Source organism: Anaerosacchariphilus hominis (genome assembly GCF_014290175.1).
In the GTDB taxonomy this organism is placed as follows: Bacteria; Bacillota; Clostridia; order Lachnospirales; family Lachnospiraceae; genus Laedolimicola; species Laedolimicola hominis.
Map to the genome: position 1 here is coordinate 102,635 of NZ_JACOOR010000003.1, position 17,092 is coordinate 119,726.

General features: G+C 56.1%; 7 protein-coding genes. All 7 read right to left on the reverse strand.

The genetic code is table 11. From position 1 onward, the window contains the following. Window positions 1-55: 55 nt before the first annotated feature. Window positions 56-7,903 (reverse strand): chitobiase/beta-hexosaminidase C-terminal domain-containing protein, encoded by a 7,848-nt coding sequence (locus tag H8S44_RS05370; RefSeq protein ID WP_186871610.1) that lies wholly within the window; start codon window positions 7,901-7,903, stop codon window positions 56-58. A gap of 173 nt (window positions 7,904-8,076) precedes the next feature. After that, window positions 8,077-9,924, reverse strand: coding sequence for an ATP-binding protein (locus H8S44_RS16345; protein ID WP_186871611.1), 1,848 nt, complete (start codon window positions 9,922-9,924; stop codon window positions 8,077-8,079). Next, window positions 9,921-10,469 (reverse strand): hypothetical protein, encoded by a 549-nt coding sequence (locus H8S44_RS05380; RefSeq protein ID WP_186871612.1) that lies wholly within the window; start codon window positions 10,467-10,469, stop codon window positions 9,921-9,923. The genes H8S44_RS16345 and H8S44_RS05380 overlap by 4 nt, the downstream gene beginning before the upstream one ends. 16 nt (window positions 10,470-10,485) lie before the next feature. After that, window positions 10,486-12,447: a hypothetical protein gene (locus tag H8S44_RS05385; RefSeq protein WP_186871613.1), complete on the reverse strand. Its 1,962-nt coding sequence runs from the start codon at window positions 12,445-12,447 to the stop codon at window positions 10,486-10,488. A gap of 3 nt (window positions 12,448-12,450) precedes the next feature. After that, entirely contained in the window at window positions 12,451-14,616 is a 2,166-nt protein-coding gene (locus tag H8S44_RS16350) for an ATP-binding protein (protein ID WP_186871614.1), read from the reverse strand. A gap of 5 nt (window positions 14,617-14,621) precedes the next feature. Further along, window positions 14,622-15,488 carry a hypothetical protein gene (locus tag H8S44_RS05395; protein ID WP_186871615.1) on the reverse strand — a complete coding sequence of 289 codons (867 nt, stop codon included), beginning with the start codon at window positions 15,486-15,488 and terminating at the stop codon, window positions 14,622-14,624. A gap of 123 nt (window positions 15,489-15,611) precedes the next feature. Next, window positions 15,612-17,090, reverse strand: a complete 1,479-nt coding sequence (locus H8S44_RS05400) for a LuxR family transcriptional regulator (RefSeq protein ID WP_186871616.1) — start codon at window positions 17,088-17,090, stop codon at window positions 15,612-15,614. Window positions 17,091-17,092: the final 2 nt, after the last annotated feature.

A 17,092-nucleotide genomic window follows, 5' to 3' on the forward strand; every position in this document is an offset into this window, starting at 1 on the left:
GGCACACTCCTTCTATCACTTGTCTCTATGGTATCACAATCCTTCCCAAAACCTATTACTCGTTCGGGTAGTCTTTTCGTCTGTTTTTCAGAAAATAAATCAGTCCGCTTATAGCAGTAAGGCCTGCCACTCCCATGAGAATCCACAGCCAGGGAATCTCCCGGCTCTCCTGTCCCACAAGCTCTGTGCCCACCAGCGCGTAATGGCTGAAATGGGTCACGGACGCATAAGCCATGCCATCCTGTCTCCGGGTGGGAAGCTTCGTGATCTGATTCTCCTCATTAATGTATACAATGGTCACGGCCGCGTTTCTGTAACGCTCGGGAATGGGGATGCCGATCTCCACTTCCTCCGTGGGCTGCACCTGCCGTCCGTTTTGCAGAAGCTTCATATCATAGGAAGAAAGTATCACGTAATCCTCGCCGAATACCTGCTTCACATTCTTCAGGGAGGCGGGCGTATAGTCCGCGGCCTCTGTCACCAGAACCGTATCCCCCGAAAGGGCCTGCTCCGACGCGGACACCACCGTCCGATAATCCTGTTCCCGGAGCACCACGTCGCTGTAGGTGGCTCCAGCCAGTGCTTCCTCCCGCTGCAGGGCCGAAGCGTCCGTATCATGCAGGGACTCCTCTGCCAGCCGCTCTTCCTCTGCCTTTTTAGCCTCCGCCGCCGGAACCGTGTCTACCACATAGCTATAGGTTCCCACTTGGGACAGCTGCATATTTTCCTGATATGCCACGGCCTTGATGGTCACGGTACGCCGGATGGGGATGCCCTCCCCGGTGTAGATGAGCATGCTGTCCAGGTTATCCAGGGTCGGGTCCGTTCCGTCGGTGGAATAGTAGATAAAAGCGTCCGCCGTGCTGCTGGTAAGCTCCAGTACCGTTCCCGGCTCCAGAGTGCTGCCCGGCTCCAGGGAAGGCTCCGGGGTCTGGGCTCTTCCCGCCGCCTGATAGGTGAATACAGCCGTATCGCTGACCTCGCCGTCCGCAGATACCGCGATGGCCTTCAGGGTCATGGTCCGGTTCACCAGAATCGGTTCCTTATAAAGGGACGAGCTCTTGGTGGGGGTGCTTCCGTCTGTGGTATAGTAAATCTTCTCCGCCGAAGCCCGAAGCTCTACCCGTACCGCCGTGGTCAGATGACCGCCGGAGGGGGAAGCTGTGGGGGCCGCCGGCTTTTCTTTGATCCGGTAAATAAAGGTGCATACGGTTCCGGCGTCTCCATTCAGGACTGCCACCGCCTTCACCGTCACAGTGCTGCCGGAATCTCCCTGGATGGTTACCACCGTTCCTTTGGTTCCGTGGCCGGCAGAGGGTGAAGAACCGTCTGTGGTATAATAGATCTCCGCTCCGGTCACATCCGTCATCAGGTTCACCCGGGAACCGGAGGACACTTCCGTGCCGCTGGCCACATCCGCTGTGACGCCCGCCGCGTTTTTGCTGATTTGATAAGTGAAGGTCACCGTCTCACTGGCGGAACGATCCGCTTTTCTCGCATAAGCCCGGACTGTAATCTGCGCGCCCGGCTCTCCGTCCAGGATCACTTCCGCGCCGCTGGCCACCGCCGAATTACTGCTGTCGGTGGGATCGCTGCCGTCGGTGGTAAAGTAGATGACTGCTCCTGTCTCCGCGGACAGCTTCAGCTTCGTGCCTCTGGATACCATGGCTCCGCTGTCAATGGACGCGGTGGGCGCCCCCAGCTGGGGCTTCGCGCTGTAGGTCAGGGTCACCACATCACTCTTGACGCCGTTCTTCACAGCAATGGCCTTGATCCGGGTCTCCCCTTTGATGATAATGGGCTGCTCCTGGTCAAAGACCGAGCTGGATACGGTGGGTTCCGCCGGTTCGCTTCCATCGGTGCTGATGGTGTAGTAGATGGCCGCTCCCTCGGTCCGGTTTTTCAGAAGAAGCTTCGTTCCGATCTCCACATTTCCGGAAGGAATATTTCCATAGGGGCTCTCCACCGTCTCCGGATACGCGTAGACAAAGACCGTCTCTTTACTGTTCTTATAATCCACTGCCACCGATACGGCCCGGATGGTATAGTAGCCCTCTCCGTCCAGAGGCATGGTGATACCCTGGGACGCGTTATAACGGCTGGTGCCAGTTCCCACCTGTAGGGTGCCATCCTCCTTCCAGGACACGGATGGAGAAGAACCGTCTGTGGTATAGTAGATTTCGGCTCCTCTGGTGGCCGAAGACAGCAGAATCTTGTCCCCCGGAGTCACCACCGTGGGGCTGGTCTCCGTGGTGGACGGGGTCGCCGTAGGCTCCAGGGCCTGCTTCTGCTCCGCAATGGTGTAGACAAAGCGGATGACCTCGCTGCTCTTCATACCTTCCTTCACGGCGCGGACACCCACATAGAAGGTGCCTCCATACTCGCCCTCCACCTGAATTCCGGTGGTGCTGTCATAAACCTTCGTGTCACCGCCCGGGGTCTCCGCCACAGGACCGGTTCCCAGCACATACAGTAGGGTCGCCTTGGGGGTCTGGGTCCGGAAGGAGATATAGCTGTCCTTCTCCACCACCGCCATGGGAATATTCTGTTCCGACGGGGAACAGGTGGTCACCAGTGCTGCCTCCGGAGTCGCCACCGTCCGAGCTTCCCGGACCTTGTACGCGAATACCGTAGCTTTGACAGGCTCCGTATCCTCCTGGAGTACCAGCACACTTAAGTACCGGGTCTGGATTCCGCTGCTCTGGTTATGGAACTGTGGCTTCGCGTCGTTCCCATAGAGGGTCGGAACTCCATTTTCCGTGCTGACCTGATACCAGCGGTTTCCGGCCTGATACCAGACAAAGCCCTCCCCCTCCTGTCCGTCTGTAAGTCCTTCGGTGCTGCCCGTATACCGGGTCGCCGAAAAGCCCGTCTTTCCAAATTCCAGGCTGTCCAGATACAGAATCTTCGCGCCGTCTGAGGTGTGGATGGTGATATCCGTGCCCGACTCGATCTCGGTGGCTGCCTTGGCTTCCGCCGCTGTCTGGATCACACCGGTCCGGGGCGATACCGCAGGCTCCTGCTGGGTTCCCCCGAAGTCGTAGATCTTCACCGATACTGTTCCATACCGGCTTTCGTCCGCGCTTTTCAGCCGCATGTAGACATAGAGGGCTGACGCCCGGTTCGCATCGGTGATGGTGATGGGCGTGCCGTCATAATCCAGCCACGCATCCTTTTCCACCTCTTCCGCGACCAGCTCCCTGTCGGAAAGCTGATACTGCAGCTTAGTCAGAACGCCATTTCCGCTGATCTCAAAAAGCAGACGGTCATCCTTCAGAATGATCCCTGAGGTATTTTCCTGCCCTGTTCCATTGTTATAGTCATAATAAATCTTCGGCGTCACCCGAACCTGTTCTGTCACGTTGAAGCTTCCATATGCATAGACGGTATCCTGATAATTGGTTCTCTGCACCTTCACGTACAGATACCATGTTCCTGTATTTTCCAGAGAAACCTTCCCGCCATACGCGTTATTCCAGTTCGCTCCATCCAGCGCTCCGGTCAGATAACGGATTCCGTTTTCTCCCGTGTCCGTCCAACCGCTGCCCAGTTCCTGAGGCGAAAGCACATAGCTGTAGCTGCAGTCCGCCAAGGTGTCCTCCAGAAGGAGACTGCCGCCCTTCAGATAGGAGTCTCCGGAGCGGAAGTCCTCGGTCAGGCTCTTACCATCCCCGTCAAAATATCCGCTGCTCTTCACTGTGGGCCCCGGCAGACGCTCCCTTTGCTCCGCCGTGAAAGTCGCTTTCGGAAGCTTCCTGTAGATCTTATCCCGGATAAGCGGAACCGCATAGATGGTCACCTCCTCCTCCTCAAAGTCAAAGGCTGCCTTTCCCTCTGAAATCAGGGCGTCCTTCCAGTCCTCCGGATCTGTATTTTTTTCGATATCATAGGTAATCCGCAGATCCTCATTCACGCTCCAGCCGGTCTCTTCCACCAGGGTCAGGATAATCTGATCCTTCAGGGAACCTGCCTGTCTCTGTACACTCCAGGGATTCTGAGCAAAATCCGCAAACTGCGGCTCCGCCCCTGTATAAGGATAACGGATCTCCGGTTCTCCTTCCGTCTTTTCCGTATAGTGGTAGTATCCGTCCGTGGCGTAGACCGAGAGCGGCTGGTAATAACCGCTGTCCTCCAGCTCCATCACTCCGTCCGCATCCGTATGGTAAACCTGAAGCTCTTCATCCTCCAGGGTCTTCCGTGCCCGGTAGAGCATCTCCCACTGCAGAGGCCGTCCGGTTTTCGGATTCTTCACTGCCACCGTCACATTTCCGCTCTGGGTTTCATTCTTCGGTTCTGTGTAGGCGAAGGTGTCTGTATCCACCACCAGCCAGCTCAGGTCAAAATAAGACTCCTTTGAAGCGGTGTCCGTATAATAGGTGCCGCTCTTCCATTTATCCCCCCAGCTCTCTTCCGGAATCGCCTGGCTGCCTGTCTTTACGGTATCGTCCGTCTCCACGCCCAGATCCGTCCCCTGCGCCGCTTCCGTCACAATAGCATACCGTAATCCGGCTTTCTCACTTCCAGCCGCGCCTCCGGCCACCAGTCCTGCCTGTACCCTCTGGGATCCGCTCACGGAAGGTATGTTCAGGCTTCCGGTCTGATACAGATTCTCAAGCGTTCCCGACGCCTTTCCTGCCACGCCTCCCAAAGACAGTTCCGCCTGGTTCTGAAGTACCGCCGTTCTTCCGGTCACATCCACGGACTGCTGACATTCCTGAATGGTTCCGCTGCTCACGCCCACCAGTGCTCCCGCACTGAGATTCTGGGCCGTATACATGGAATTTCTTTTGGAAGTTCCCTCCACTGTGCTGTTCTGGGTCACTTCTTTTTCATAGGTATAAGTCGTAATATCTGTAGTGACCAGCCGGATTCCGGTCAGTGTGACGCTTTCCTGATAGCCGGTTCCGGTTACCGCGCTTTCCTGCACGGTCTTTTGCAGCGTCACTGAATCCCCCTGCTTCAGAATCTGGCCCTGATAGGTTTCCTTTTCTCCTGCGTTGGTAGTGATACTTTCCGTGGACCAGGCGCCCTTCGTCACGGCCCAGCCCAGCGTGGCAAAGTCCGTGGTCACATACACTGCGTCACCGGAGCTGCTGCCCGTTGACTTTGGATTCTCCAGCGTCAGCGTCAGGGTGACGGAACCGTTCATCGGCATGTGATCCTGATCTGCTGTCAATTTGGTCGTCACTGCTCCGAAGGTTCTGGTCTCCGAAGCTGTGTCTCCATAAGTTTCCACAGAAAGTTTCTCTGTTTTCGCCGCCAGCGTTCCCTTCTCCCATTTCCGGGACACCAGAAAGTCGGTCTCCACGCCTCCCTGGGTTCCGTCCTGACTGCACACGAACCACAGATTCAGACTGTCTGAATCTGTCGGTACAGTCATGGTATAAGAAGCATTCTTATCTGCGTTCCGGGCTTCCTCCAGGCGGGTTCCCCAGCCTCCGGCCTTTGCAGCCGTCACGGTAATCTCATCGTTCTGTTTGAAGCCCTCCGTCCCTGAAAGAGTCAGCTGAAAACCAACCGTGGCATCCTTTTTGCTGGCTTTCTGATCTGCGGACACGGTGATTTGCAGGTCCCCTTCTTTCAAAGCCGTACTCTTTACCTGCGTTCTGTCCACCGATTTTCCGTAAAATAAGGTTACCGCCTTTACCGTCTCATCGAATTCTGATATTTTTGTCACATAGCTCTTATCCGAAAGCAGCGCCTGAAAGCTTTTGATAAATCCCTGGGTCTTCTTTCCTTCCACCGGATAACTGATAGTCACGGTGGCTGATGTCGCTCTCCTGCCTACCTTTACCTGATGCCGCTCCATACCGGCTGACGCTCCGGAGATAGGGGCATCATATACATTTCCTCCCCAGGTTCCCCCTGTGGGGGCGTCCAGATATACGGTTTCTCCTGGGGGAAACTTGAGCGTTATTTCATATTCTACTGCTGCGCCTTTTCCACTGGTATCCACGTTTTGGGGAGCTTTGGCAGACATGGTAAGTTTATTATTTTCAATTTCCGCAGAGGCTGTATCCGCCTCCTGCTTCTCCTGATCTTTTGCAGTATCTTTCACGTCAATTTGAACAGCTGCTTTTCCCGTAGTCACTTTCTGTCCACTGTCATCCAGAATTGCCGACGCGCTAAAAGCAGCCGAAACAGTATCGCCTGCAAGCAAACCGCTTGATTTCTTTTTGGTAAAGATCAGTTCTTTCTGGTTCCCTTTTTCCAGGCTTTCAATGGTAATCTCCCCATTTTTCTGGGTCACTCCCGCTGTGGTAGTCAGCGTGGCGGAAGAACTGTTCTTTAAAACCACAGAAGACATGTCCACATTCGATGTATTCTTCAGCGTAACGGTAAAGGTAGCCTCGTCCGTAGCGCCTGCTGCCACGGAAGCCTTCACATTCACGGTCAGTACCTCTGCCGCTACCCCGGGATTCCCACTGGAAGCCACTATCGCAGAATCTCCATCTTCCAATATCGTTTCCGCGCTGTCGGAGACGATGACCCTCTGCTCCGGCGTACCCGCCGTGGCGGACGCAGTGAAGGCCATGGCCTGATTTGTTTTTGTTCCGGTTCCCTTGTAGGTAAAGGAGATTGTCCTTCCCGCTCTTTTTACGTCTGTCACGGTATAGGTATCTGTTCCGTCATCCAGGACTGTTCCGTTCTCATCCTTCCAGGTTCCCTTCTCTCCCGCCTGCAATACCACATCATGGGCTTTTTCATCCCCGTAAGCTATCTTCAGGGTATAAGAAATGGTATAACCGGCACTCGTGGTCCGCACCACCCGATCCGGCGCTGTCACAATCAGGGAAAGGATATCTCCCAGAGCAGCGCTGGCGCCGCTCTTCTCCTGGGTGCTCTGCTTCTCCAGAGCCAGTGACAGCGTTTCGTCAGACAGAGCCCGGGCTTCGATCTTCTCCTTCTTTCCTACCTTATAGTAATAATAGTGGGGGATTCTTCGGTCTTCCGAATCATATTCCGCATGCTCCGCTCCAGCCTGGCGCACAGTCACTTCTTCCCCGTCCAGCCGGATCTGACTTAAAACTCCGTTCTTCGCCAGGCTTCCGCAGACGATGCCAAAGCTGTCCGTCTGTCCGGCGTCCTTTGCGCTGTAGCCCAACAGATTGCTGACCACATCATCACTTTCATAGCGCCGATACTCTGTCAGCTTCCCCGTTGTCTGCCCCGGCTCGGCCTCCTCCCAATTCTCATTCAGCCAGACGGTCTGATAGCTGGCGGAGTCACGAATGGTCTCATAGGCCGTCTTCGCGTCTCCCTCACTCAGTTCATCCACGGTATCCTCTATGTTCAGGTTCAGGCCGGAAGAAGCTGTTTCGATTTTCTGGTTCAGACTGTCTTTCCCTGTATCCCTTTTCACTCCCGCGTCGGAGGTTCTGGTATAGGAGGCATCCTGGGCCGTCACATCCACGATCACATTTTTCACTGTGCCGGACACCGTGCCAAACAATGCTCCCTGGGACGCCGCAGCTGAGAACGCGCCGCTGTTGTCTCCCTCGGTATAGCCGGTGCTGTCGCTGATCTGCAGATTACTGATCTCGATCACATGGCCGTTTCCGTCAAAGACTCCCTGGAATGTGCCGTTCGCGGCGCTCCGGATATCCAGGTTCAGATCTGTCTCCAGCCGGAAGGTCTTCCCCTCCGTTCCCATGGTGGCCTTTCCCAGCGCGCTCATCTGCTCCGCGCTTGTGACCTTGTAAATGGTGGTCCCATCCACGGTCTCCGTCTGGAAAGACATTCTGCCCACGCCCTCTCCCAGATTTACTTCTTCCGCCCGGACGCCGGTTCCGAGGGTCAGCGCCAGTATCAGGGCCGTACCCGTCAGAGCCGCGCCCCCGGCCAGCCTGAGCCGCTTTCCCTTCGTTTCTGTCTGTGTTTTGATCCATTCTTTCATTTTCATCTGCAGCCGCCTCCGAAAATTCTGTTCTTTCTTTGCTTCTCTGTTTAAAATAGAATCCTGCTTGCAGGATTCTCCGCCTGCGGCGGGTCGCATTAGCGACATCATTCCGCTCCGCCGCAGTGCGCTCCTGCCCGGAGGGCTTTTATATAATTAGGAAATTTCATCGAAACTTTCTAATTATATAAAAAGGCATCCAGCAGCTCCTGCTGGGCTGTGCTGAAATTTTTGCCCTGTTTTCCGTATTCATTGCGGATCCCGCTCATCACATGGCACATCTGCACTGCTTCCCCCCGGGAAGCTGCCAGAAGCGCCCCATGAAGGGCCGCGTTCTTGATGGACGCGCCGGACAGCTCAAAGGCTCCGGCCAGAAGGCCCGGATCCAGATCGCCTCCCAGGGGCGTCTCCTCCGGGAAGATGCTTTCCCAGAGTTCCTTTCTCAGTCCCGCGTCCGGTAGCGGAAAATGCACCATATAGGAGATCCTGCGCCGGAACGCGTCGTCGAAATTCTGCAGGAGGTTCGTAGCCAGGATGCAGATGCCTCCGTACTGCTCGATCCGCTGCAAAAGGTAGGCCGTCTCCGCATTGGAATAGCGATCCTGGGCGTCCGACACATCGCTTCGTTTGGTGAACACTGCGTCCGCCTCATCAAAAAGCAGGATGCAGTCCTGCCTGTCCGCTTCTTCAAAAATCCGGCCGATATTTTTCTGGGTCTCCCCGATATACTTACTGATCAGCTGGGACAAATCCACCCGGTAAAGGGGCAGTCCCAGACTGGCAGCCATCACCTGGGCCGCCATGGTCTTTCCGGTTCCCGGCGCTCCGTAGAACAGCACGGAGATCCCGTTTCCATAGGAAAACTTCCGATCAAAGCCCCACTGCTCCAGCACCTGTCCCCGGGCTGCCGTCATCCGACAAATCTCCTGAAGCTTTTCATGCTGAGCCTTTGGAAGCTTCAGCTCCTCAAAAGTTCTCCTGCCCTTCAAAAGCTGCAGCTGTCCGCTTTCTTCGGGAAGCTTCCGGCTTTTTTCCTCCCCTGTTCCAAGCAGGAGTTCTGCCCGCAGGGTTTTCAGATACTGAAGAAAGGCGCCTGTGGGAAGCTGTCTTCCCGTGAGGAGTTCCCGTGACAGACCTTCCGGAAGCCGCTCCGTCAGCTCCCCCAGTACCTCCTCTGCCATCCGAAGCTTCAGGCTCCGGCCCGGCCGTTCCAGGATCCGGGTCACCACCGCGGCTTCCTGATCCTCTGTCAGGCTCCGTTTCCTGTCCCGGATGATACCGTAAAAAGAAAAGCAGGCTTCCGTCCGCCGCAGCAGCCCCTTCCGCTGCTCTTCTCCCAGGGTGATACAGAAAAAGGCGTCGTAAAGCCGGGCGCAGAGAACACAGGTATTCAGCTCCCGGGCCGTACCCCGGAATGTATCTCCGTCCGCCAGAAGGAGGCTCATGCCCTGACGGCGGGCCATCTCTTCCATGGCAAAGGTTCTTCCGCTTCCCGGTTCCCCGGCGATACAAAGGCACAGTCTTTCCGGGCCAGACTCCCGTTGCTGTCCGGCCAGCGTAAAGAGTCCTTCTCCCTCCTTCAGCAGCGTTTCCAGACCGTAAGCCCTTTTCTCCTCCGGAAGTCGAAGCTCCACCCCTTCCGGAAGCTCCGGCAGCCGTTCCTCCAGCCAGCCGGTCACCACCGGAGAGAGACCGATTCCATCCGGCAGCGGAAGATACCAGGCCGGAAGCTCCTCTGTCAGAAGTTCTTCCTCCCAGAGTTCCCGGTACAGCCGTTCAAACTCCTGCCGGGTCAGCTCTTCTCCCCGGACGCTCCAGAGGACGCAGATCAGTCCTTCCTCCTCCCGGCTCCAGCCCAGGCGCTCTGCCGCCTCGCTCCAGGGCAGAAAGCTGCCGGTCTCTTCGGCTTCTTCCTGGACTTCCCGGATCTCCCGGAACAGAAGCTCTCTTTTTTCTGTTTCCTGTCCCTTTCGGTAATCCCGGCCTGCTTTTTTCAGGCGCTGGTTCAGTATCCTTGTATAATTCATCCGTTCTCCCGTCTTCGTCTCATCTCATCGTTTGCTTTTTTCAGGGCTCCCGCAGCCACGTCGTAAGCGTTCCCCATCTCCAGCAGGGCGTCTGCCACCAGTCCCTCGTCAAAGGGCTCCCCGGGAATCCCGGCCATCATGATCCGGTACTGCACGGCCTCTTCTCCTCCGTCCATGGGGCCAAGGAAATAGTTTCCGATCCGCACCTTCCTGTTCAGCTCGTTGACCATGCTCAGGACCTCTGCCCGGGTCAGTTCCGAGAGATCTGCATAGATTCGGGTGTAGAACATGAGATACCGGGTCAACCGCCGTTCTTTCTCCTCCGGCTCCAGCAGATATCCGGCCGCCAGGTGAAGCTCCTCCTCCGTCAGTTCCCGATCCTCGGGCAGCTCCTCAGCAGTGGGAAGGGAAACCAGCAGCACTGTATCCTCAAAAAGCTTCCCTTTCTCCGCGATCTCCGCCACGATTTCCACCTCGTCCAGGAAATCCTTCAGTTTCTGGAATTCCTCCCGCTTTTTTTCCTGTGTAAGCTCTGTATTTCCCATGCTTGTCCTCTCCCTTCTAGTCTCCCTGTCCAAAGGCTGCCGCAATGTTCTTTTTCAGTTCGGAACGGTTCTCGCTCCCGATGAGATCGCTCATGGTGGAATCCAGTCCGCTTCGGAGAATTCCGTGGAGATGATCCACGTTCCGTCCCTGTCGTACCAGCTGATGGGAATCCACCTGTTCCAGATCCGGATCCTTCTTAAAGCCCTTGGCTCTGTTATCCCAGACCTCCGAGGAGCCTACCTCGTGCATGCGCTCAATCAGGGAAATGGCCATATCCTCCCGAGTGGTGGCTTTATTGTCCTCCGTTCCGATGAGGGTACGGATGCTCTTGTATACATAGGAGCCGCCACCTCTGGCTATCTCATAGCTGGATTCGGCGATTCCCGTGGCCATACCGGCCGCGTAAAGTCCCGCTCCGGCTGCCGCGCCGACTCCTGTGGCTGCTGCCGCCTCTCCGGCCAGCTTCAGACCGCTGGCCACCACATTGGTGCCGCCCTTGATGATGTCCTCCACATTGTGTGCCAGGGCCTTGCTCATCTTCTTATGGGCCTTGTCCGCCTCCCGGTATTCCTCCATGATCTCCATGGCCTCCAGCTGGCGCTTCTGACTCTTTAACCGGGTGCGCTCCTCCTGGGTCAGCTGCTCGCCGCCCCGAAGCTTCTCGTCCAAGGCCTGGATTCTGGCTCCCAGTCCGTACTGTCCCTCCCGGTAAATGCTGTCGTTTCGGGATCGGAGGGAAGAGCTCTTCACGATCTGGATCTTGCCTCCCACACTGTCGTCGTCCTGATTTTCCTTTACGATCTTGCCCAGCAGCTGACGTCTGTGGGTGTCAATGGCCTTGGACTTTTTCTTCACCGTGTAGGCGGAGGCTGCGTCCGTATCACCGGAATCCGTGTACTTGGCCTTTTTCTCCATCATGGTATCGTAGAGCATCTTGCAGCGCTTGCGCATGTTGTTGCAGAAGATGGAGTTCGCCACCACCTCGGTCATGTCCGCCAGCACCCCGGCTCCGTTACCCACGATACCCAGAATGGAATTATAAAAGGGAATGGCCTTGGTCAGGGGGCCCAGAGCTCCCGCAAAGCCGTTGATCAGATCCACTGCGTCGTGGAGCAGGCCACGGATAATCTGAAAGCGCTCCTGATTGTCCATGGTGGTCTCGCCCTTCCGGCTTTCCTCGGACTTGTAAATGGCCTGTCCGATGGTGATACCCACCTTGACACACTTCAGGATGGAAGAGATACCGGAAAAAACAGCTCCCGTGATTCCGGCCCCGCTCTTATCCATATCCGTCATGCCGCTCATCACGTCTTCCATATCCTGGATATCGCTGGAGTCTCCGCCGATTCCACTGGCCCCGGCTCCCGTGTCCATGGTGCCCGTCAGCTTATCATAGATGGTATTCAGAGCATTGGACCAACCGGAAAAGGACTCCTTAATCGCATCCTTTGCGGAACTGGGGATAGACTTGATCTTTTCCTTGGCAATGGTTTTCCGGGACAGCTTGACCTTCTCTTCCTTTTCCAGATCTGTTGTGCTGTCAATGGCCTCGCCCTGGGGCTTGAACTCACCTCCGTCCTCCATGTCCTGTTCCTTTCGGATCAGAGTTTCCAGAGGCGTGCCACGCTCCTTCCGGATGGTCTCTTTGCTGGATTCCTGCTTTTCCGCTTTCCCAATCCGCTGTTCTGCGGCACTTAAAGACTTCTCCAGGGCCCCGGCCATAGCCTGTACCCGGGGGCTGGTTCCCATGCCTTTTATGAGCTCCTCCTTCCGCCTTGCGATATTTTCGTATGCCTTCCGGTCTCCGGCTCCCTTCATATTCTCCAGCTCGGTGATACAGCCTATCACGTAACTGACAGTCTGCTGCTCCTGCAGTTCCTCCTGTCTGCGCTTTTCGTCCTTTGCAGCCTGGGCCGCCTGAGCCGCCGCCTGTTTGGCCGCCGCCTTTTTCGCCTTCCGTTCCTCAAACCATCCCATACCCTATACCTCCTCCATCAGATAGTAATAGCCTCCGAAATCCCCTGCCAGCAGGGTCTTTCCCGTCTTGGCCATTTCGCGTTTCACGCCCGTCAGCACATGGCGCATATGGACCGGAACTCCCTCGCCTGCCGCGAGAAAGGCCGCTGCCACCGCCACATTTTTGATCTGACTTCCGGAAAACTGAAACTCCCGGGCCAGATATTCGTAATCCAGCTCCTCCCTGGGCGTGTCCGCCGGAAATACCCTTTCCCAAATTTCTTTTCTTCTGGGCACGTCCGTAAAGGGGAACTCGATAATGAACTTGAATCTTCTCAGGAACGCATTATCGAAATTCTGCAGAAAGTTTGTGGCCAGAATGATGATGCCCTCGTATTCCTCGATCTTCTGCAACAGATAAGCCGTTCCCGCATTGGCATATTTATCATTGGAATCCTTCTGGTCTGTCCGCTTGCCGAAGAGCACGTCCGCCTCGTCGAAGAAAAGGATACTCTGGCTCTTTCTGGCCTGCTCGAAGATATTTCCCAGCTTTTTCTCTGATTCTCCCACATACTTGGAGAGAATCCCCGACATATCCACCTTGTAGAGCTCCATGGCCAGCTCCCCGGCGATGACCTGGGCTCCCATGGTCTTGCCTGTGCCCGGCGGTCCGTAGAATATCATGGAAACGCCCCTGCCGTAGGCCAGCTTCTCCTCAAAGCCCCAGCGATGATAGATCTGGTGATGTAGCTTCACCTGATCGCAGGCATCCTTCAGAAGCTTCTTCTGGGACTCCGGCAGTACCAGATCCTCCCAGCGGTAATGGACCGGGATCCGCACCGCGTCCTTCCCCAGCCGATGCTCCAGCTGGGAGCGGCAGGCCTCCAGAAGATACTGCTCCTTGGGAATGCTTCCCTCCATCAGCAGCCGATCCTCATACTCCTGAACGCTCTCCCGGATCTGCCCCGGAGCCAGCCGGTATTTGTCCGCTAGATATTCCAGGTTCAGACCCTCCGGCCATAATTCTTTTCCTAGAAAATGCTTCCACAGAAGGATCCGCTCCTCGGTGGTGCTCTCCGGAATCGTCACCTTTCTTATGACGCGTCCGCTTCGGATCCGCCGATTCCATTCGGCTGTTCCGGTGAAAATCAGGACGCCTTTCCAGGTTCTTAAGCCCTCCAGAATCTGCTCTGTCCGTCCCAGGTCCACCTTTTCCTCTCCGGTATCCTCCTCCAGATCGCAGATACACAGGGCCGCTCCGCCCTGAAGCAGGGCCTCCCTCATAATTCTCCGTAAGGTACGCTTCAGCGCCTCTTCCTCCAGAGGGAGCTTCCGGCTGTCCACAAAGAGAATCGGAAGTCTTTTTCTTCTGCACAGGGCTCCCGCCTGGAGCTTCCGTCCGGATCCCGGTTCCCCCCGAAGGTAAAAGCTCCGGGCTCCATGATCGTACAGGGCTTCCAGTCCCTCCGTCAAACGCTCCTGTATCAGTGGCTTCTGCTGCTCCCCTTCCGGTTCCCTCTGCAGAATGCCTCCCAGTGCCGCATCCTCCTGCTCATAATTCTCCAGATAACTCACGATTCGGTAGTCCAGCTTCAGAGCCAGCTCCTGGAAACCATCGGGAACCGCCCGTTCCGCTCCCAAGCTGACTTCCTGCAAATCCCCGAAGATCAGACCTAGATTTTCCCAGTCTCTCAGGCAGCGCTGCAAAAGCCGCAGCCGCTCTGCCTCATCTCCTGTGTACATTCTGAGGCACAGGTTCAGGGTGGGCACCCGGATCCCGGTCTGCTCATTCAGATACCCCACAGCCAGGGCCAGCTCGTGATCCAGCTCGCAGGCCAGGGCCACCACCGCCAGATAAGTCTCAAACTCGGTCAGCTCCAGCACCCGGAACAGATACTCCATGACGATGAGTTCTCCCTCCCGGATGGTCTTTTGTCCCCGATCCCGGATCTGTCTGAATTCCTCCAGAAGTTCCCCGGCCTCAAAGGCTTCCTCCTCCGGCTTTAGCAGGGAAAGGAGCTCCTCCCGGCTGACGATGAGGCCGCCGTTTCTCCGAAGAAGACGCCCCTCTTCCCCGGCTGCCTTCGTCCGGGCCTCCCCGTAAGCGGCGGTCAGGTTCCGCACCCAGACCGTCAGCGCCCTGTAATATTCCTGTTCATTTTGAAACAGCTCTGTCTTCGTGGTATTCATGGTTCCTATTCCTCACTGTCCTCCGATCCTTCCGTCTCCCCGGAGGTCTCCGCCTTCACCTGTCCCAGGGTCTTCTTCCGCTCCCGGTAATAGCTCTCAATGTCCTTCTTCTGAAAATCATAGGCATAATTCATCCGCCGCAGAAACTGTCTGGAGGCCGCGTCCTTTCGGATGAGCAGAGCTTCCAGCAGCTCCTCTTTGCTGCTTCCGGCCACCGCTTCCTGTCGAAGCTCTCCGGCCTGCTGACTCCGCTGTGCCCGTTCGGTCTGTTCCTCCCGGGGCAGCCGTTCCTCCTGCTGCAGCCCCTGGAGTTCCTCTTCGATCTGCTTTTTCCGGGCCCGCAGCTCCTTCAGCTCCCTGGTCTCTTCTTCCCGCCGGAAGAAGGGCAGAGTCTTCTGTACCGCTTCCATATTCTCCCTTCCCAGATAGGAGGCAATGGAGCGCCTGGTCCAGGGCTTGTTCTCCCGCTTCTCGATCAGAACGGAAGCCCCCTGCCAGTACCGGGATACATAGGCCCGGTTCTCATTGTCGCCCTTTAAGAGACTCTTCTGCTGATATTCCTTCAGTTCCTTCTGATAACGGCTGGCCACCGTATCGTAACGGGAGGTCTTCAGGTGGGCAAACAGGAATACCCGCTCCCGATTGGGATTGTAGCCCAGCTGGAGCCGTCCGAACAGGTTCTCCTGCTTCAAAAGCCGGTCACAGCCGAACATCCGCCCTGTCATCTGGCTTTCATAATATCCTTCGATCCGTTTATGATCTCCGAAATACTCGGTCTGTACATGGGACGCCGCTGTCAGGCGCTCCATAGTCTCCCGGAAATGGGCGGCCTTTTTTTCCGCCATCTTTTTTTCTTCCCGCTCCAGTCTCATATCTCCACCTCCATCTCGGAAAGACAGTCTCTTCTACCATAAATTTTCCCACAAAAAAGCAGGAAGCGCACTGCCCAAAAGGGTAGTCCTTCCTGCTTTCTGTATTTTTATTCAAGAACACCTTTACAGAAGATGGTACTCGGCAATCAGATTCAGGGCCTGACTGCGGTTCTTTGCTCCCAGCTTCTGGTAAATATTCTTCAGATGATACTTAACGGTATTCTCCGAGACGCAGAGAGCCCGCGCGATCTCCGCGTTCTTCTCTCCCCGGGCCAGAAGCTTCACCACATCCTTCTCATACTGGGTGAAGCTCTCCACCTGCAAAGGCTTCTTCCGCTTCAGATATCCCGGATAAATCAGCATCTGTGCCCGGGCAGCCGACAGAAGCTCCTTAATATAGAGGTCTTCCTTCCGCTCCTTCTCCCCGTAAAGGAGATTCAGAAGCTCATGAACCGCCTCGCCCTCGTCGGCAAAGACCCGGATAAACCAGTAGCGCCGTCCCATCTCCACCGCTTCCGAAAGAAGCTCCCGCCAGGACTCCCGCTGCTCCCGATAGGACTGTATGGCCTCCAGAATCCGTACCTGTATTCCCAAATAAGTCATCCCACTGCTATCCGCGAAATCCTTCAGGGTCAGCAGAATCATCTCCGCCTGCACATACTGTTCCTGCCACAGATACACTCTGGCCTTCATCAGATACTGATAATACTCCACGCTCAGGAAACGTCCCCTCTCGTCCGGCGCTTCCTTCTTCATCCAGCCCAGGATCCGCTCTTCATCATTTTTCAGCAGATGATACTGCATCCGGTGGGCCAGAAGATTCCCGTTCCAGTAGCAATCAGTCGCTTCCGGTTCCTCCAGCCTGTGCAGCAAAAAGGCTTCCGCCCCGTCTGCCTGATTCCGGATCACCATCAGATCCGCTACTTTCAGATTACACAGCTTCTGCATGCGGACATTCTTTTCCTGTACCGCCATCCGAAAGGCTCTGGACAGCCGGGTCAGGGCCTCATCCAGTTCATTTCGCTCATAGCATACCTCCGCCAGCAGAAACTCTGCCATGGAGGCGTAGTCCTCTCCGGCCAGTCTCTCGATCTGCTCCAGATAGGGATTCTTCTTTTTCCGCCCCTGCCATACGAAGAAGGCGCTGTAGTCCTTGTCCCCATGAAGCAGGGAAATATTTCCGGGAATCTGCAGCATGCTCCAGATCTTTCCGGTGGACACGCCGCTCTCCTCCGTATGCTTCCAGATCTCCGAAAGGAGCTCCGGTGTCATACTGCCCGTTCCGAGCATTTTCAGAATCAGAAGCATCTCGCCCGTCTCCTTCGCTTCCCTACGTTCCAGAAGTTTCACATACTCCTCGTAGCCCTCCCGGTTCCCGGCGATGCACTCCAGCATGGCTCCGGCCATAATAAGCCGTGGGTATTCCTTCCGCCAGGTCATGGGCAGATTCAGGCAGTATTCCTCCAGGGATAAAAAGGTCTCGTAGCTGATAGGTCTGGCCAGAATCCGATCCAGAAACTCCGCCACACGGTCATTGAGCTTCAGAAGCTCCGCAAACCGCAGGGCCGCTCCGTACTCTTCCTTCCCCTCATAATATACCATGG

Bases quoted from the DNA above. Each gene is read 5' to 3' on its own strand.
- H8S44_RS05370 (WP_186871610.1), bottom strand. From the start codon at position 7,903: ATGAAAATGAAAGAATGGATCAAAACACAGACAGAAACGAAGGGAAAG.
- H8S44_RS16345 (WP_186871611.1), bottom strand. From the start codon at position 9,924: ATGAATTATACAAGGATACTGAACCAGCGCCTGAAAAAAGCAGGCCGG.
- H8S44_RS05380 (WP_186871612.1), bottom strand. From the start codon at position 10,469: ATGGGAAATACAGAGCTTACACAGGAAAAAAAGCGGGAGGAATTCCAG.
- H8S44_RS05385 (WP_186871613.1), bottom strand. From the start codon at position 12,447: ATGGGATGGTTTGAGGAACGGAAGGCGAAAAAGGCGGCGGCCAAACAG.
- H8S44_RS16350 (WP_186871614.1), bottom strand. From the start codon at position 14,616: ATGAATACCACGAAGACAGAGCTGTTTCAAAATGAACAGGAATATTAC.
- H8S44_RS05395 (WP_186871615.1), bottom strand. From the start codon at position 15,488: ATGAGACTGGAGCGGGAAGAAAAAAAGATGGCGGAAAAAAAGGCCGCC.
- H8S44_RS05400 (WP_186871616.1), bottom strand. From the start codon at position 17,090: ATGGTATATTATGAGGGGAAGGAAGAGTACGGAGCGGCCCTGCGGTTT.